General features: G+C 68.9%; 13 protein-coding genes. 6 read left to right on the top strand and 7 right to left on the bottom strand.

Annotated elements, in window-relative coordinates; all coding sequences use genetic code 11:
* Nucleotides 1-117: 117 nt before the first annotated feature.
* The 3 genes from OG975_RS11910 to OG975_RS11900 all read left to right on the top strand — a co-directional run bounded on the left by OG975_RS11910 (nucleotide 118) and on the right by OG975_RS11900 (nucleotide 2735).
* A complete protein-coding gene (locus OG975_RS11910; protein ID WP_406329091.1) occupies nucleotides 118-1107 on the top strand; it encodes a TerC family protein in 990 nt (329 codons plus the stop codon).
* 128 nt (nucleotides 1108-1235) lie between these two features.
* Nucleotides 1236-1538: a hypothetical protein gene (locus OG975_RS11905; protein WP_406329090.1), complete on the top strand. Its 303-nt coding sequence runs from the start codon at nucleotides 1236-1238 to the stop codon at nucleotides 1536-1538.
* Between the two features lie 96 nt (nucleotides 1539-1634).
* A complete protein-coding gene (locus tag OG975_RS11900) occupies nucleotides 1635-2735 on the top strand; it encodes a calcium:proton antiporter (RefSeq protein ID WP_406329089.1) in 1101 nt (366 codons plus the stop codon).
* A gap of 30 nt (nucleotides 2736-2765) precedes the next feature.
* On the opposite strand, the gene OG975_RS11895 is transcribed toward OG975_RS11900, so the two are convergent.
* Both OG975_RS11895 and OG975_RS11890 read right to left on the bottom strand, forming a co-directional pair.
* Nucleotides 2766-4067 carry an MFS transporter gene (locus tag OG975_RS11895; protein ID WP_406329088.1) on the bottom strand — a complete coding sequence of 434 codons (1302 nt, stop codon included), beginning with the start codon at nucleotides 4065-4067 and terminating at the stop codon, nucleotides 2766-2768.
* Nucleotides 4068-4128: 61 nt separating this feature from the next.
* Nucleotides 4129-5175 (bottom strand): S66 peptidase family protein, encoded by a 1047-nt coding sequence (locus tag OG975_RS11890; protein ID WP_406329087.1) that lies wholly within the window; start codon nucleotides 5173-5175, stop codon nucleotides 4129-4131.
* A 101-nt stretch (nucleotides 5176-5276) separates the two neighbouring features.
* Here OG975_RS11890 and aroQ point away from each other — a divergent pair, with 101 nt between their 5' ends.
* Both aroQ and OG975_RS11880 read left to right on the top strand, forming a co-directional pair.
* Nucleotides 5277-5750 (top strand): type II 3-dehydroquinate dehydratase, encoded by a 474-nt coding sequence (aroQ, locus tag OG975_RS11885; RefSeq protein ID WP_406329086.1) that lies wholly within the window; start codon nucleotides 5277-5279, stop codon nucleotides 5748-5750.
* A gap of 100 nt (nucleotides 5751-5850) precedes the next feature.
* Complete coding sequence (locus tag OG975_RS11880) at nucleotides 5851-7617, top strand: ankyrin repeat domain-containing protein (protein ID WP_406329085.1); 1767 nt, start codon at nucleotides 5851-5853, stop codon at nucleotides 7615-7617.
* 24 nt (nucleotides 7618-7641) lie between these two features.
* Here the strand turns inward: OG975_RS11880 and OG975_RS11875 are convergent, their stop codons facing one another.
* The 5 genes from OG975_RS11875 to OG975_RS11855 all read right to left on the bottom strand — a co-directional run bounded on the left by OG975_RS11875 (nucleotide 7642) and on the right by OG975_RS11855 (nucleotide 12114).
* Nucleotides 7642-8370 (bottom strand): amino acid ABC transporter ATP-binding protein, encoded by a 729-nt coding sequence (locus OG975_RS11875; RefSeq protein WP_406336243.1) that lies wholly within the window; start codon nucleotides 8368-8370, stop codon nucleotides 7642-7644.
* 35 nt (nucleotides 8371-8405) lie between these two features.
* Nucleotides 8406-9317, bottom strand: coding sequence for an amino acid ABC transporter permease (locus tag OG975_RS11870; protein ID WP_406329084.1), 912 nt, complete (start codon nucleotides 9315-9317; stop codon nucleotides 8406-8408).
* Nucleotides 9314-10198, bottom strand: coding sequence for an ABC transporter substrate-binding protein (locus OG975_RS11865; protein WP_406329083.1), 885 nt, complete (start codon nucleotides 10196-10198; stop codon nucleotides 9314-9316). The genes OG975_RS11870 and OG975_RS11865 overlap by 4 nt, the downstream gene beginning before the upstream one ends.
* 560 nt (nucleotides 10199-10758) lie before the next feature.
* Nucleotides 10759-11415: an MBL fold metallo-hydrolase gene (locus tag OG975_RS11860; RefSeq protein ID WP_381256133.1), complete on the bottom strand. Its 657-nt coding sequence runs from the start codon at nucleotides 11413-11415 to the stop codon at nucleotides 10759-10761.
* 9 nt (nucleotides 11416-11424) lie between these two features.
* On the bottom strand, nucleotides 11425-12114 hold the full coding sequence (locus OG975_RS11855; protein ID WP_406329082.1) for a maleylpyruvate isomerase family mycothiol-dependent enzyme: 690 nt from the start codon (nucleotides 12112-12114) through the stop codon (nucleotides 11425-11427).
* A gap of 223 nt (nucleotides 12115-12337) precedes the next feature.
* On the opposite strand from OG975_RS11855, the gene uvrA reads away from it, so the two are divergent.
* Complete coding sequence (uvrA, locus tag OG975_RS11850) at nucleotides 12338-15376, top strand: excinuclease ABC subunit UvrA (RefSeq protein WP_406329081.1); 3039 nt, start codon at nucleotides 12338-12340, stop codon at nucleotides 15374-15376.
* Nucleotides 15377-15406: the final 30 nt, after the last annotated feature.

The following is a 15406-nucleotide window of genomic DNA, read 5'->3' as shown; positions in this document are numbered from 1 at the left end:
ACCCGTCAATACGGATCAGGCCAGATCCCGGGGCGTCGGCCCGTGAACGTCACGGGTGGAAGAGACCTCCGGTAGCGACGACGCTGAAATCTGCCGTTACGTACTGCCGGAGGCGCAGTGGATGTTTCCGTGACCCTTTGGGTCCTGACAATCGTGGGCCTCGCCGCCCTGATCGGGGTCGACTTCTTCATCGGCCGCAAGCCGCACGACGTATCCATCAAGGAAGCCGGAATCTGGACCATCGTCTGGATCGCCCTGGCCGGACTGTTCGGACTCGGACTGCTCATGTTCTCCGGGGGCGAGCCCGCCGGAGAGTTCTTCGCGGGCTTCATCACCGAGAAGTCCCTGAGCGTCGACAACCTCTTCGTCTTCGTCCTGATCATGGCGAAGTTCGCGGTGCCCTCGCAGTACCAGCAGCGGGTGCTCCTCGTCGGTGTGCTCATAGCCCTCGTCCTGCGCACGATATTCATCGCCGCGGGTGCCGCGATCATCGCGAGCTTCGCGTGGGTCTTCTACATCTTCGGCGCGTTCCTCATCTACACCGCCTGGAAGCTGATCCAGGAGGCCCGTGCCGACGGCGAGGACGAGGAGTTCGAGGAGAACAAGCTGCTCAAGGCCGCCGAGCGACGCTTCGGCGTGGCCGACCGGTACCACGGCACCAGGCTGTGGATCGAGCAGAACGGCAAGCGCGTCATGACGCCGATGCTGGTCGTGATGCTGGCGATCGGCACCACCGACGTGCTCTTCGCGCTCGACTCGATCCCCGCGATCTTCGGTCTGACCCAGGACCCGTACATCGTCTTCACGGCCAACGCGTTCGCGCTGATGGGTCTGCGACAGCTGTACTTCCTCATCGGCGGCCTGCTCAGGAAGCTGGTCCACCTCAGCTACGGCCTGTCGGTCATCCTCGGGTTCATCGGCATCAAGCTGGTGCTGCACGCGCTGCACGAGTCCGGCGTCCATGTCCCCGAGATCTCCATCCCGGTCTCGCTCGGCGTGATCTGCGGCGTCCTGGTGGTCACCACGATCACCAGCCTGGTCGCCTCCAAGAAGCAGGCGGCGCTCGAAGAGGTCGAGAGCGCTCCGAAGGACAGCGTCGACGTCTGACCACGACGGACGTAGGAACAACCATCCCCGGGAGCGGTGCGCGGCGAATTGCCGACCACCGCTCCCGGTGCTTGCTTGGATTCTGCGCGTTCCCGGCCCGGGGGCGCCCCGGCCGGGTGGAGGCCCCCATGAAGTTCGTGCAGATCGTCGAGTTCGAGACCGAGCGCATCGAAGAGATGCAGAAGCTGGCCGAGGACGCCGACAAGCGCATGGCCGGCCGCAGCGGCGGCCCCACGCACCGCCTCGTCCTGCACGACCGCAACAAGCCCAACCACTACCTCGTGGTGATCGAATTCGATTCGTACGAGGACGCCATGCGCAATAGCAACGACCCCGAGACGACGAAGATGGCGGAGCAGATGGCCGTGTTGTGTACCCGGCCTCCGTCCTTCACCGACTGCGACGTACGGGAGATGACCGAGCTGAAGTAGTGCGCCGGTGACCGAACGGGTTCCTTCAACGCGGTAGCGGAGCGGGCCCCGCGCCACCGGAGTGCGGGGCCCGTGTACGCCTGCGACGATCGCAGCATGATCGCTCGGCTCCGGTCACTCGTGACGCAGTGGACGTTCGTCGTACCCGTGGTCGCGGTGGTCCTGCTGGCCTTCACCTGGGGACGAGACCTGCCCGGCGCGGTCGTCGTGCTGGTGACCCTGGTCCTTGCCGGGGCCGTGCTGGCCGCCGTCCATCACGCCGAGGTGGTCGCGCACCGGGTCGGTGAACCCTTCGGCTCACTCGTCCTCGCCGTCGCCGTCACGATCATCGAGGTCGCGCTGATCGTCACCCTGATGGCGGACGGCGGCGACAAGAGCTCGACCCTGGCCCGCGACACGGTGTTCGCAGCCGTGATGATCACGTGCAACGGCATCGTCGGGCTGTGTCTGCTGGTCGCCTCACTGCGTCACGGGCTGGCCGTCTTCAACGCGGAAGGAACCGGCGCCGCCCTCGCGACCGTCGCGACACTCGCCACGCTCAGCCTGGTCTTCCCGACGTTCACCACCAGCAAGCCGGGTCCGGAGTTCTCCACCGCCCAGCTCACCTTCGCCGCGCTCGCCTCGCTGGTCCTGTACGGCCTCTTCGTGACGACCCAGACCGTGCGGCACCGGGACTACTTCCTGCCGATCACCCGGCAGGGCGAGGTGATCGACGCGGACGACCACGCCGGCGCCCCGTCCGGCCGCGAAGCCGGGATCAGCCTGGGGTTGCTCGGCCTGGCTCTCGTGGGAGTGGTCGGCCTCGCCAAGGGCGTGTCGCCCACCATCGAGTCCGGGGTCGAGGCGGCCGGCATGCCGCACTCCGTAGTCGGTGTGATCATCGCGCTGCTCGTCCTCCTTCCCGAGACCATCGCCGCGCTGCGGTCCGCCCGCCGTGACCGGGTGCAGACCAGCCTGAACCTTGCCCTCGGCTCCGCGATGGCCAGCATCGGACTGACGATCCCCGCTGTCGCCCTGGCGACCATCTGGCTCTCCGGGCCACTCGTCCTCGGCCTCGGCTCCACCCAGATGGTGCTGCTCGCGCTGACCGTGGTGGTGAGCTCCCTGACGGTGGTTCCCGGGCGCGCGACCCCCCTCCAGGGAGGCGTTCACCTGGTCATCTTCGCGGCCTATCTGGAACTGGCGATCAACCCTTGACGGGGGTCGACCGACAAGGGCGTGGTCTTGTCACTCCGTCGCCGGTACGATCGCCAGCCGCGGCACCGGCCGGGTCTCCGGCAGCAGTGCGAAGCACCCCAGACTGAGCAGCGCGATCCCGGTCAGATACGCGGCCACGCCCCACGGGACGCGCTCTCCGCTCGCCACCGCCGTCGCCACGATCGGTGTGAGCGCGCCCCCAAGGACGCCGCCCAGGTTGTATCCCACCGCGGCGCCCGTGCAGCGCACCCTCGGCTCGTACAACTCCGGCAGATACGCGGCGATCACAGCGAACATCGTGACGAACGCGAGCAGCGCCACCAGGAAACCGAGGAACATCAGCAGGGGTTCGCCGGTCGACAGCAGCGCGACCATCGGGAACATCCACAGCGCGGCGCCCGCGCAGCCCGCGATGCACAGCGGCCGCCGTCCGTAACGGTCGCCCAGCAGGGCCACCAGGGGCGTCAGGGAGCCCTTCACCACCACGGCGGCCATGATGCAGGCCAGCATGACGGTACGGCTCACACCGAGCCGTTCGACGCCGTAGGCGAGCGCCCAGGTCGTCACCGCGTAGAACACGGCGTAGCCGACCGCGAGGCCGCCGGCGGTCAGCAGCACGAGCCGCCAGTGGTCGCGCACCACCTCGGCGAGCGGCACACGCGCGTGGTCCCGCATTTCCAGAAACCGCGGGCTCTCCGTGAGCGAGCCGCGCAGCCACAGCCCCGCCACGGCGAGCACCCCCGCCGCCCAGAACGGGACCCGCCATCCCCACGCCGCGAACTGCGCGTCGGACAGTGTCGCCGACAGCACCAGCATCACGCCGTTGGCCAGTACGAACCCCAGCGAAGGGCCGATCTGCGGGAAGCTCGACCACAGCCCGCGCCGTTCGGCGGGCGCGTGCTCCGCGGTCAGCAGCACCGCCCCGCCCCACTCCCCGCCGAGCCCGAGCCCCTGCAGAAAACGCAGCACAAGAAGGAGCACGGGAGCGGACACGCCGATCTGGTCGTACGTCGGTACGAAGCCGACGGCGACGGTCGCCGCACCGGTCAGCAGCAGCGAGGCGACCATGACCGGCCGCCGCCCGCGCCGGTCCCCGATGTGCCCGAACAGCACCGATCCGAGCGGGCGTGCGACGAACCCGACGCCGAACGTCGCGAAGGCCGCCAATGTCCCCGCCAGCGGTGAGAACGTCGGGAAGAACAGCGGGCCGAGGACCAGTGCGGCCGCGGTCCCGTAGACGAAGAAGTCGTAGAACTCGATGGCCGTCCCGGCAAGCGAGGCGGCCGCGAGCCGGAGCATGGAGGGCGCCCTTACGGTGCGTACGTCGTGCATGCCGCGTCAACTACCCACGGTGATCGGCGGTTACGGGGGGCGCGCGGGAGTGTGGCGTGGGTCAATAGGTGACCGCGATGCGCCGGGCGGGTCCGTCGACACGAATCGCGCCCCCATAGGGGATGACGATTTGGGGGTCGGTGTGTCCGAGGTCCACGTCGAAGACGATCGTGGTGCCGGGCGCGTAGGCACGCATGGCGCGGAGCACGGCCTCCCGCTGCTCGGCGGCGTAACGAGCACCCTCCTCCGGGCTGTTGGGGCGCTCGAAGGACCACGTCTTGGCGCGGCCCATCAGCAGCGCGGAGAAGCGCTGGAGCAGTCCGCGCTCACCCATGTTCCGCAGCGTGCGGAAGACCTCGGGGGCGCTCGGCATCTCCTCCGAGGTCTCCAGGAACAGCACTCCGCCGTCGTACTCGGCGAGGTCGTGGGAGATCTCGCGGTCGGCCATCAGCAGCCAGCCGAGGATCTCCAGGCAGCCACCCCAACTGCGGCCCTCGACCACCCGGTCGGCGTTCACCCAGGTCCATCCGGCGCCGGGCCGGGTCTCCGGCTCCGCGTCGAAGGTCGCCGGATCCGCCCAGTCGCGGTTGACGTCATTCCAGCGCTCGGCGGGCCTGAGCTCGTACTCGCCGGAGGTGAAGAGTGCCGCCCTGAGGGATTCGGCGGTGTGCGGGTTCATGGCAACCGGGCGGCCCAGCTCGCACATCACCGTCGCACCGTGGTAGCCGACGATTCCGGCGTTGCGGAGATACGCCAGCAGGTTGGTGTTGTCGCTCATCCCGAAGAACGGCTTCGGATGCGCCCGGATCAACTCCCGGTCCAGCAGCGGCAGCACGGTGATCTGATCCTCGCCACCGATCGACGCGATGACCGCCTTGATCGTCGGATCGGCGAACGCCGCGTGGATGTCGTCGGCCCGTTCCTGCGGGGTCGAGCCCAGTTTCCGGGTCGCCGGATACTCCACCGGTTCGAGGCCGTACTCCTTGCGCAGCCGCTCCAGGCCCAACTCGTACGGGAGGGGGAGGATCCCCGCCAGTCCTGAGGACGGCGAGATGACGGCTATCCGGTCGCCGGGGGAGGGCTTGGGAGGGTACGAAGGCGTCGTCATGCCAGGAGGGTATGGGCCGTCACCACTCCGGTGCACCGTGATAAACCGGGTCTGAGCAGCGGTCCTCCACGGACCGGCAGACCTGAAAGACCGGAGGAGCCGTGCCCCGCACCCTCGCCAACGCCCCGATCATGATCCTCAACGGGCCCAACCTGAACCTCCTCGGGCAGCGCCAGCCGGAGATCTACGGTTCGGACACGCTCGCGGACGTGGAGGCCCTGTGCGCCAAGGCGGCGGCCGCGCACGGCGGCACGGTGGACTTCCGGCAGTCCAACCACGAGGGCGAACTGGTGGAGTGGATCCACGAAGCACGTCTGAACCACGCCGGAATCGTGATCAACCCGGCTGCCTACTCGCACACTTCTGTCGCGATCCTGGATGCGCTCAACACCTGTGACGGCCTTCCTGTGGTGGAGGTCCACATCTCCAACATCCACCAGCGCGAGGAGTTCAGGCACCACTCGTACGTCTCGCTCCGCGCCGACGGGGTCATCGCGGGCTGTGGTGTGCAGGGGTACGCCTTCGCGGTGGAGCGGGTCGCGACGCTTGCGGGTACGGGGCAGGCGGAAGCCTGACCGCGAGGCGACGCCGTGCGGCGGGGGTGAGCGGCCGCTTGACGGAGGGTAAGCGGACGGGCTGAGTCCGATTGTCAGTGGCGGGTGCCACGATCAATTCATGAATTTCTTCGAGGGATTGATCGCGCCCGACCCGCCCGATCCGCCCGACGAGCCGCAACCGGAGACGGAGCACCGACTGGCCGCCTACCGGCCGGGCGCGGACGAGTCATTACCGCCCGCGAACTGGTTCGTGCCCGCCCAACTGCCGCAGGTCACCGAACTCGGCGCCGGCCCGGCCGCGCGCATCATGCTCACCGGCTGGCAGGTGTGGCCCGGTTCGGTGACTTTCCAGCTGCGCGTCTTCCTGAGGTCGATCCGCCAGGGCCGGCCGTCGCACCCCATCCACTTCGGGCCGGGCCGACCCGGCACCGGAGCCCTGCGCTTCGGCCTGCTGTTCCCGGACGGGCGGCGGATCACCACACTCGACGGCCACCCGTGGCCCGCACCCACGGAGGTACCCCCACGGCCCACTCTGCGACTGCACGGTGGAAGCGGCGGCGGATTCCACTACCAAATGGAGCTGCACCTGTCGCAGTTGCCCCCGGAGGGGCCCATGCAGCTGGTGGCCGAGTGGCCCGACCACGGCGTGCCCGAAACGCGTACGGAGATCGACGCGACGGCACTACGGGCCGCGGCCGCCGAGGCGGTGGCGGTCTGGCCGGAGACCGAGCCCCCACCCTCCGAGGGGAAAGCGCGGTGTACGGGCAACTGCGCGATCCTCAGCCCGGGTCCTGGGGAGCTCATCGCACAGGGCATCGTCGGCCCCGCCGGACGTCGCGACAACCGGCCGGCCGCTCCGCCGCCGAACCCGGACCGTGATGACTGGGAGGCCATGGGGCGCGAGGGATGGCAGGACATCGAACTCGTCAGAGCACGCCTCGCACAGGGCGCCGACCCTCTGGAGGAACTCGACTCCTGGTCCGGCGAGACCCCACTGCACCACGCCGCGGAGCATGGCGCGCCCGAGGTCGTCGCCGAACTCCTGCGGCACGTCGAGGACGTGGACGTGGCGGGTCGCGAGGGATGCACCCCACTGTGGGAGGCGGTCTGCCACGGTCAGAGGGAGGCCGCGGAGCTGCTGCTCGCCGCGGGCGCGGACGCCTGGAGCCCGCAGATGGGCGGCTGGTCGCCGGGCCGTCTCGCCCTCACGACACAGCTGGCCCCACTTTTCGAGGCACTGCCGAACGCTGTGCCGCTGACTCCGGAGGAGCGCAAGGCGCAGGAGGATGCCGACCGCCGGGCCGAGGTCTTCCGGGACATGCACTTCGAAGGCCAGTCGATCGCCTTCGTGGCGGGGATCGACGAGGAGACGGCGATACGCCGCCTGGGGGCCGCCCCGGCTGCCGCTGCCGTACTCGACCTCGACCGGGAGCCGGGTCCGTACGGCACCGGACCCCACGGGTTCGACCCCGATGACTACGAGCTCTCCGGGCGCTTCGTGGGCGTGACCGGAGTGCGCGGCGGATGCGTCCTGGTCCAACCCACCAACTACCGCCTGAACACCTCGGACGTACTCAACGCCCTCTCACCCGGCACGACCGCCTACGGGCTCTACTTCAACGCCAAGGGAGGCACCTTCGGCGAGTTCTCGCGCGACGGGCACAGTGAGTCGCGTGAGGAGATCGGCCTCGTGTTCGGGGACGAGCCCGACCTCCACTGGCTGTACCGCTTCTGGCAGTGGGACAAGCCCTCCGGGATGTGGGGCGCCTACAAAGTCGCGTACGCCTCGCACATGGGCGGCATACGTGTCACCGACCGACGTGCGGTCGAGGGGCCGCCGCGGCGCTGGGCGGAGATACCCGAAGGCAGCGAACTGCTGGGCTGATCCGCGCCGCCGCCGAGACGTCCGTCAGAGCCGACCCGCCTCCACGATCCGTCGCAGAAACCGCTGCGTCCGCTCCTGTTGAGGGTTGCCGAAGATGTCCTCGGCCGTGCCTCGCTCCAGGATCACACCACCGTCCAGGAAGCAGACCTGGTCCGCGACCTCGCGGGCGAAGCCCATCTCGTGCGTGGCCAGGACCATGGTCATTCCGTCGCCCTTCAAGTCCCGGACGACATTGAGGACCTCGCCGACGAGTTCAGGGTCGAGGGCGGCGGTGACCTCGTCGAGGAGGAGCAGCCGGGGACGTACGGCGAGGGCACGCACGATCGCGGCCCGTTGCTGCTGGCCGCCGCTGAGCCGGTCCGGGTACTCGCCCGCCTTGGCGCCGAGCCCGAGCCGGTCGAGCAGCTCACGCGCGTGCGCCTCAGCCTCGGCGCGGTTCACGCCGTGCACGCGGCGCGGGGCGAGGGTGATGTTCTCCAGGACGGTCATGTGTGGGAAGAGGTTGTAGGCCTGGAAGACGACGCCGATCCGCCGGCGTACCGCGTCCTGGTCGACTCTTGGGTCGGTGATCTCCTCGCCGTCCAGCCAGATCGCACCGTCGTCGATCTCCTCCAGGAGGTTCGCGCAGCGCAACAGCGTCGACTTGCCGGAGCCGGAGGCGCCGATCAGCGTGGTCACCGTGTGCGGGGCGACTTCCAGGTCGACGTCCCGCAGGACGACCGAGTCGCCGAAGGTCTTGCGGACGGACTCCATCCGCAGCATGGGACCGTTGAGGTCGGGGTTCCGGCTCATACGACGCCTCCCTGGCTGCGACGCCGGTCCATACGCGCGGTCACCCAGTCGGTGAAGCGGGTCATGGGGATGGTCAGGGCCACGAACAGCAGCGCGGCGACGATGTACGCCGTGTAGTTGAGGCTCCGGCCCACGATGATGTCCGCGGAGCGCATCGCCTCGACCGCACCACCGATCGAGACGAGGCTGGTGTCCTTCTGTAGGGACACCATGTCGTTGAGGAGCGGTGGGACTTGGCGGCGTACGGCCTGCGGCAGCACCACATGGCGCAGCGTCTGCCGGGTGGTGAGACCCAGTGAGCGTGCCGCGGCCCGTTGCGACGGATGCACGGATTCGACGCCGGCGCGGACGACTTCGGCGACGTACGCCGAATAGGTCAGCACGAGACCCGTGCCGCCGAGCAGAACGGGGTCGTTGGTCACGCCCTGCAGCTGGAGCGCCGGGATACCGAACACGACGATCGACAGACAGATGATCAGCGGCAGACCGCGGAAGAAGTCGGTGTACGCGGTGGCCAGGGCGCGCACCGGCCAGTACATGGGGCCCCGCAGGGTGCGGGCCACGGCTATCAGCGTGCCCAGCACCAGCACCACGACCCCGCACACCACGAACAGCCGGACGTTCAGCCACAGCCCTTCGAGCACCTTCGGGAAGGCCTCGCGCGCGAACGACGCGCTGAAGAACGTCTCCTTGGTGCGCGGCCAGCCTGGCGCGTCGACGACGACGAGGTACAGGACCACGGCGGTGACGAGCGTGGAGAGCGCGGCCACTGCCGTCGAGCGGCGAGCACGGGTGCGCCGGTAGCGCTCGCGCTCGATCCGCCGCTGCGACGGGACGTAGGCGTCGCCCCCGCCGGGCATGTCCCCCTCGGCGGAGTCCTCGCCCGACTCCTCCTTCATGGCCGTCACTTGAGCACCGGAGCGTCGACGGCCTCGGACAGCCACTGCTTCTCGATCTTCGCGAGCGTGCCGTCCTCGCGCAGCGCGTCCACAGCCTTCGTCACGCAGGAGGTCAGCGCGCTGCCCTTGTCGAGGACGAGCCCGAACTGCTCGGGCGTACCACCCTGGTTCTCGAACTGCCCGACGATCTTCGCGTCGGTCACCTCGGCCGCGGTGATGTAGAAGGCGGTCGGCAGGTCGACCACGATGGCGTCGATCTGGCCGTTCTTCAGCGCGGACTTGGCCTGGTCGTTCTTCGCGTACGCGGCCGGCTGCTGGGTCGGCTTCACGACGTCGTTGATGTAGTTCAGGCTGGTGGTGCCGACCTGAGCGCCCAGCTTCAGGCCCTTGAGGTCCGCGATGCTGGTCGCCTTCGCGGCCTTGGAGCTCTTCAGCGCGATGACGGCCTGGCGCACGTCGTAGTAGCCGGACGAGAAGTCCACGGCCTTCTTGCGCTCGGTGCTGATCGACACCTGGTTGATGTCGAAGTCGAAGGTCTTCGTGCCGGGCGCGAAGGCCTTGTTGAACGGGACGCTCTGCCAGACGACGTTGCTCTTGTCGTAGCCGAGCTGCTTGGCCACGGCGTAGGCGACCGCCGACTCGAAGCCCTTGCCGTTGGCGGGCTTGTCGTCCTTGAACCACGGCTCGTACGCGGGCTCGTCGGTCGCGATCGTCAGCTTGCCGGAGGTCTGGGTGCTCAACTTGCCCTTGGCGCAGGTCTCCCCGGTTGCCCCGGAGGCCTTGTCGGTCGCCTTCTCCTCCGGCTGCGGAGCACAGCCCACGGCGAGGGCGAGCAGGGCAACGGTGGTGGCGGACGCGGTGCGGCGCAGGGCGCGTTGGGCGAGATGCATGGCGGGAGAGTGACAGTCCACCATGCCGTTTGTCGAGGTCACAAGGGCAAATGTCCGCATAGTGGGAACGTGTGTTGCAGTCCCGTGAACGCTCTACGGGAAGTCCGGCCATGTGCTCGATGAGAGCGCTGCCGGGGCCGCCGGCCGAGGGCGGGGATCGAAAGGCCGGCGGCCCGTTCCGCGCAGGAGCCGTCATCCTGTGCGGGGCTGCTTTCAGTGGACTGCACCAGCGCCCGCGCCGGGAGCGCGCGCGTGACACCGGCGCGTGCGCTCGGTTCACACGGGGCGCGTGCTGCATCATTCGCGCCGGCGTGCGTGCATGGGCTGCGTGGGACGTGTACGCGGGACATGCGCGAGCGAGGTGCACTCGGAGCGCACGACTACGGCTCGCGCGCGGGGAGCGTGCGCTGAAAGCTCGCGCTGGGCGCACGCTCGCGATCATGTGCCGAGCGGGCTGTCACGGCAACGCGCCGGGCGCGCGCTCGTCGCAACGTGCGGGGCGTGCGCTCACAAACACGCGCGGGGCGCGTGCTCGCGAACACGCGCCCCTGGGGCCGGACTCACCACCCCCGCGCGTGCCACTCCGGCAGATGCGGCCGCTCCGCGCCCAGCGTCGTGTCGTTGCCGTGGCCCGGGTAGACCCAGGTCTCGTCCGGCAGAACGCCGAAGATCTTGGTCTCGACGTCCTGGATGAGGCTGGCGAACGCCTTCGGGTCCTTGCGTGTGTTGCCCACACCGCCAGGGAAGAGGCAGTCCCCTGTGAACACATGCGGATGCCCGTGCGGGTCGTCGTAGACGAGGGCGATCGAGCCCGGCGTGTGCCCCACCAGATGGCGCGCGGTGAGTTCCACGCGCCCCACCCGGATCGTGTCGCCGTCGTCGACGAGGACGTCGGTCGGCACGGGGATGCCGTCGGCGTCGTCCCGGCCCGCGTAGGTGCGTGCGCCCGTGGCCGCCACGACCTCCGCGAGCGCCTGCCAGTGGTCGCCGTGCTGATGGGTGGTGACGACGGACGCGATGCCGTCGTCACCGATCAGCGTGAGCAGCGTCGAGGCGTCGTTCGCCGCGTCGATCAGGAGCTGCTCGTCGGTGGCCCGGCAGCGCAGCAGATAGGCGTTGTTGTCCATCGGGCCGACGGCGACCTTGGAGATCATCAGGTTCTGCAGCTCGTGCACATCGGCAGGGCCGCCGACCTTCACCGCTCCGCTGTACGTCATGACGGCAGCCTATAGCGGGGGCAGGCCGGGAAGCGGACCGCCGTCGACGCTCAGGTCGGCCCCGTCGCGGCGCCCCGCGAGCCAGCCGAGCAGCGCGGGGGAGGCTCCGGTCACGGTGACCTCGGGGCCGCCCTCCGTGACGCGGCCCGTGCTCCACGCGCGCGTGCCGTCGGTGACGCGGGTGGCAGGCACCTCGGGGTGTCCGCTGAAGCGGTCGGTGAGGAAGCCGATCTCCCGGGCCACGAACTCCTCCGGAAGATCTTCGAGCTCGTACCCGATCCCCAGATCCACGTGGTGCAGTTCGACCTCGATCCACCGCCGGAACGGCACTCGGGCCGCGGAGTCGGTGACCCCGTTGCGCAGCTCCACGGTGCGGGACCAGTCCGCGGGAGCGGCCCCCGCATCCTGGAAGCGGGCCGCGCTCTCGCGCACGTCCGTGAGCTGTACGCCCAGGGCGCGCGGTGCGTCCCGCTCGATGTCGTTGTCCCGGGCGTCCCCGGAGACGTACATGGGGCGCCCTTCGAGGACGTTCACGAGAGCGTCAGCGTTGCGGGCGAGGTGGGCGAGGACATGGCCGCGGCTCCAGCCGGGAAGCCGTGACGGCTCGGCCACGGAAACGTTGTCCAGTTTGGCGGCTGCGCTGAGCAGCCGTTCGGTCGCGTCACGTACAGACGCCAGGTCGCGCACATGATCAATCATGAGGCCGACCCTAGCCCCGCCACACGTTTGGGTGAAGGTGGTCGACCATCACCCTAAATCGAATACGCGTGCTATAAGCTCGGGCGTGGCGTCGGGCATGCTGGAGGGCCCGGGATTGTTGTGAACCAGGGAAACCAACCGGCGCTGTCAGTGGCTCCCCCTAGTCTGAGAAAGACCGGGGCCTCGGCCCCTGTCACTTCTCTCAAGAAAGGTGCGGACCGGCGTGGCCGACCGTCTCATCGTCCGTGGAGCGCGCGAGCACAATCTCAAAAATGTCTCGCTCGACCTCCCGCGCGACTCGCTCATCGTCTTCACGGGCTTGTCGGGGTCGGGCAAGTCCTCGCTGGCCTTCGACACGATCTTCGCCGAGGGGCAGCGGCGCTACGTGGAGTCGCTCTCCTCGTACGCCCGGCAGTTCCTCGGCCAGATGGACAAGCCGGACGTGGACTTCATCGAAGGCCTCTCCCCGGCGGTCTCCATCGACCAGAAGTCGACCTCGCGCAACCCGCGCTCGACGGTCGGCACCATCACCGAGGTCTACGACTATCTGCGCCTGCTCTTCGCGCGCATCGGCAAGCCGCACTGTCCCGAGTGCGGCCGCCCCATCACGCGCCAGTCGCCGCAGGCCATCGTCGACAAGGTCCTGGAGCTGCCGGAGGGGAGCCGCTTCCAGGTCCTGTCGCCGCTGGTGCGCGAGCGCAAGGGAGAGTTCGTCGACCTCTTCGCCGATCTCCAGACCAAGGGGTACAGCAGGGCCCGGGTCGACGGCGAGACGATCCAGCTCACCGAGCCGCCCACGCTCAAGAAGCAGGAGAAGCACACCATCGAGGTGGTCGTCGACCGCCTCACGGTGAAGGACTCCGCCAAGCGTCGCCTCACCGACTCCGTGGAGACCGCCCTCGGCCTGTCCGGCGGCATGGTCGTGCTCGACTTCGTCGACCTCCCCGAGGACGACCCCGAGCGCGAGCGCATGTACTCGGAGCACCTGTACTGCCCGTACGACGACCTGTCCTTCGAAGAGCTGGAGCCCCGCTCCTTCTCCTTCAACTCGCCCTTCGGCGCCTGCCCCGAGTGCACCGGTATCGGTACGCGCATGGAGGTCGACCCGGAGCTGATCGTCCCGGACGAGGAGAAGTCGCTCGACGAGGGCGCCATCCACCCCTGGTCGCACGGGCACACCAAGGACTACTTCGGGCGGCTCATCGGAGCCCTCGCCGACGCGTTGGGATTCCGAACCGACATCCCCTTCGCCGGGCTTCCGCAACGTGCCAAGAAGGCCCTGCTTTACGGGCACAAGACGCAGATCGAGGTCCGCTACCGCAACCGGTACGGACGCGAGCGCGTGTACACCACGCCCTTCGAAGGGGCCGTCCCCTTCGTCAAGCGGCGGCACAGCGAGTCCGAGAGCGACGCGAGCCGCGAGCGCTTCGAGGGCTATATGCGCGAGGTGCCCTGCCCCACCTGTGAGGGCACGCGCCTGAAGCCGCTCGTCCTCGCGGTCACGGTCATGGAGAAGTCGATCGCCGAGGTCTCCGGGATGTCCATCAGCGACTGCGCGGACTTCCTGGGCGAGCTGAAGCTCAACGCCCGGGACAAGAAGATCGCCGAGCGCGTCCTGAAGGAGGTCAACGAACGGCTGCGCTTCCTGGTCGACGTCGGCCTCGACTACCTGTCGCTGAACCGCGCGGCCGGCACCCTCTCCGGCGGTGAGGCCCAGCGCATCCGGCTGGCCACCCAGATCGGCTCCGGACTCGTGGGCGTCCTGTACGTCCTCGACGAGCCCTCGATCGGTCTGCACCAGCGCGACAACCACCGGCTGATCGAGACCCTGGTCCGGCTGCGCGACATGGGCAACACGCTCATCGTGGTGGAGCACGACGAGGACACCATCAAGGTCGCCGACTGGATCGTAGACATCGGCCCCGGCGCGGGCGAGCACGGCGGCAAGGTCGTGCACAGCGGCTCCCTGAAGGAGCTGCTCGTCAACGAGGAGTCGCAGACCGGCCAGTACCTGTCGGGCAAGAAGTCCATCCCGCTGCCCGACATCCGCCGCCCCCGGGACCCGTCCCGGCAGCTCACGGTGCACGGCGCCCGGGAGAACAACCTCCAGGACATCGACGTCTCCTTCCCGCTGGGCATCCTCACGGCCGTCACGGGCGTATCGGGCTCCGGCAAGTCGACGCTGGTCAACGACATCCTGTACACGCACCTGGCCCGAGAGCTGAACGGCGCGAGAAGCGTCCCCGGCCGCCACACGCGCGTGGACGGCGACGACCTCGTCGACAAGGTCGTGCACGTCGACCAGTCGCCCATCGGCCGAACCCCCCGGTCCAACCCGGCCACGTACACCGGAGTCTTCGACCACGTCCGCAAGCTGTTCGCGGAGACGACCGAGGCGAAGGTCCGCGGCTATCTGCCCGGGCGCTTCTCCTTCAACGTCAAGGGCGGCCGCTGCGAGAACTGCTCCGGCGACGGCACCATCAAGATCGAGATGAACTTCCTCCCGGACGTGTACGTCCCCTGCGAGGTCTGCCACGGCGCGCGCTACAACCGGGAGACCCTGGAGGTCCACTACAAGGGCAAGTCCGTCGCCGACGTCCTGAACATGCCGATCGAGGAAGCCATGCACTTCTTCGAGGCTGTCCCGGCGATCGCCCGCCACCTCAACACGCTGAACGACGTCGGTCTCGGCTATGTCCGGCTCGGCCAGTCCGCGACCACCCTGTCCGGCGGCGAGGCCCAGCGCGTGAAGCTCGCCAGCGAACTGCAGAAGCGGTCCACCGGACGCACGGTCTACGTCCTGGACGAGCCGACCACCGGCCTCCACTTCGAGGACATCAGCAAGCTCCTCACCGTGCTCTCCGGACTGGTCGACAAGGGCAACACGGTCATCGTCATCGAGCACAACCTGGACGTCATCAAGACCGCCGACTGGCTCGTCGACATGGGCCCCGAGGGCGGCGCGGGCGGCGGTCTCGTGATCGCCGAGGGCACGCCGGAGGAGGTCGCCGGCGTTCCGGCCAGCCACACCGGCAAGTTCCTGCGCGAGGTCCTCGGCGCCGACCGGATCAGCGACGCCGCCCCGGTGAAGGCCGTGCGCAAGACCGCCGCCAAGAAGACGGTGGCGGCCAAGGCGACGGCGAAGAGGACGACCACGAAGACCGTCAACAACACGGCAACCAAGAAGGCGGCCGCGGCCACGAAGAAGACGGCCACCAAGAAGGCGACCCCCGCGAAGACCACGCGGGCTCGCAAGGCCTGACAAGTCCCCAAAAGTACGGCGCCCCGCGGG

The sequence above is a fragment of the Streptomyces sp. NBC_00203 genome (assembly GCF_045206325.1).
GTDB lineage: Bacteria > Actinomycetota > Actinomycetes > Streptomycetales > Streptomycetaceae > Streptomyces > Streptomyces lutosisoli.
The sequence above is the reverse complement of the archived record's forward strand: the minus strand, read 5'-3'. Positions and strand labels throughout refer to the sequence as shown.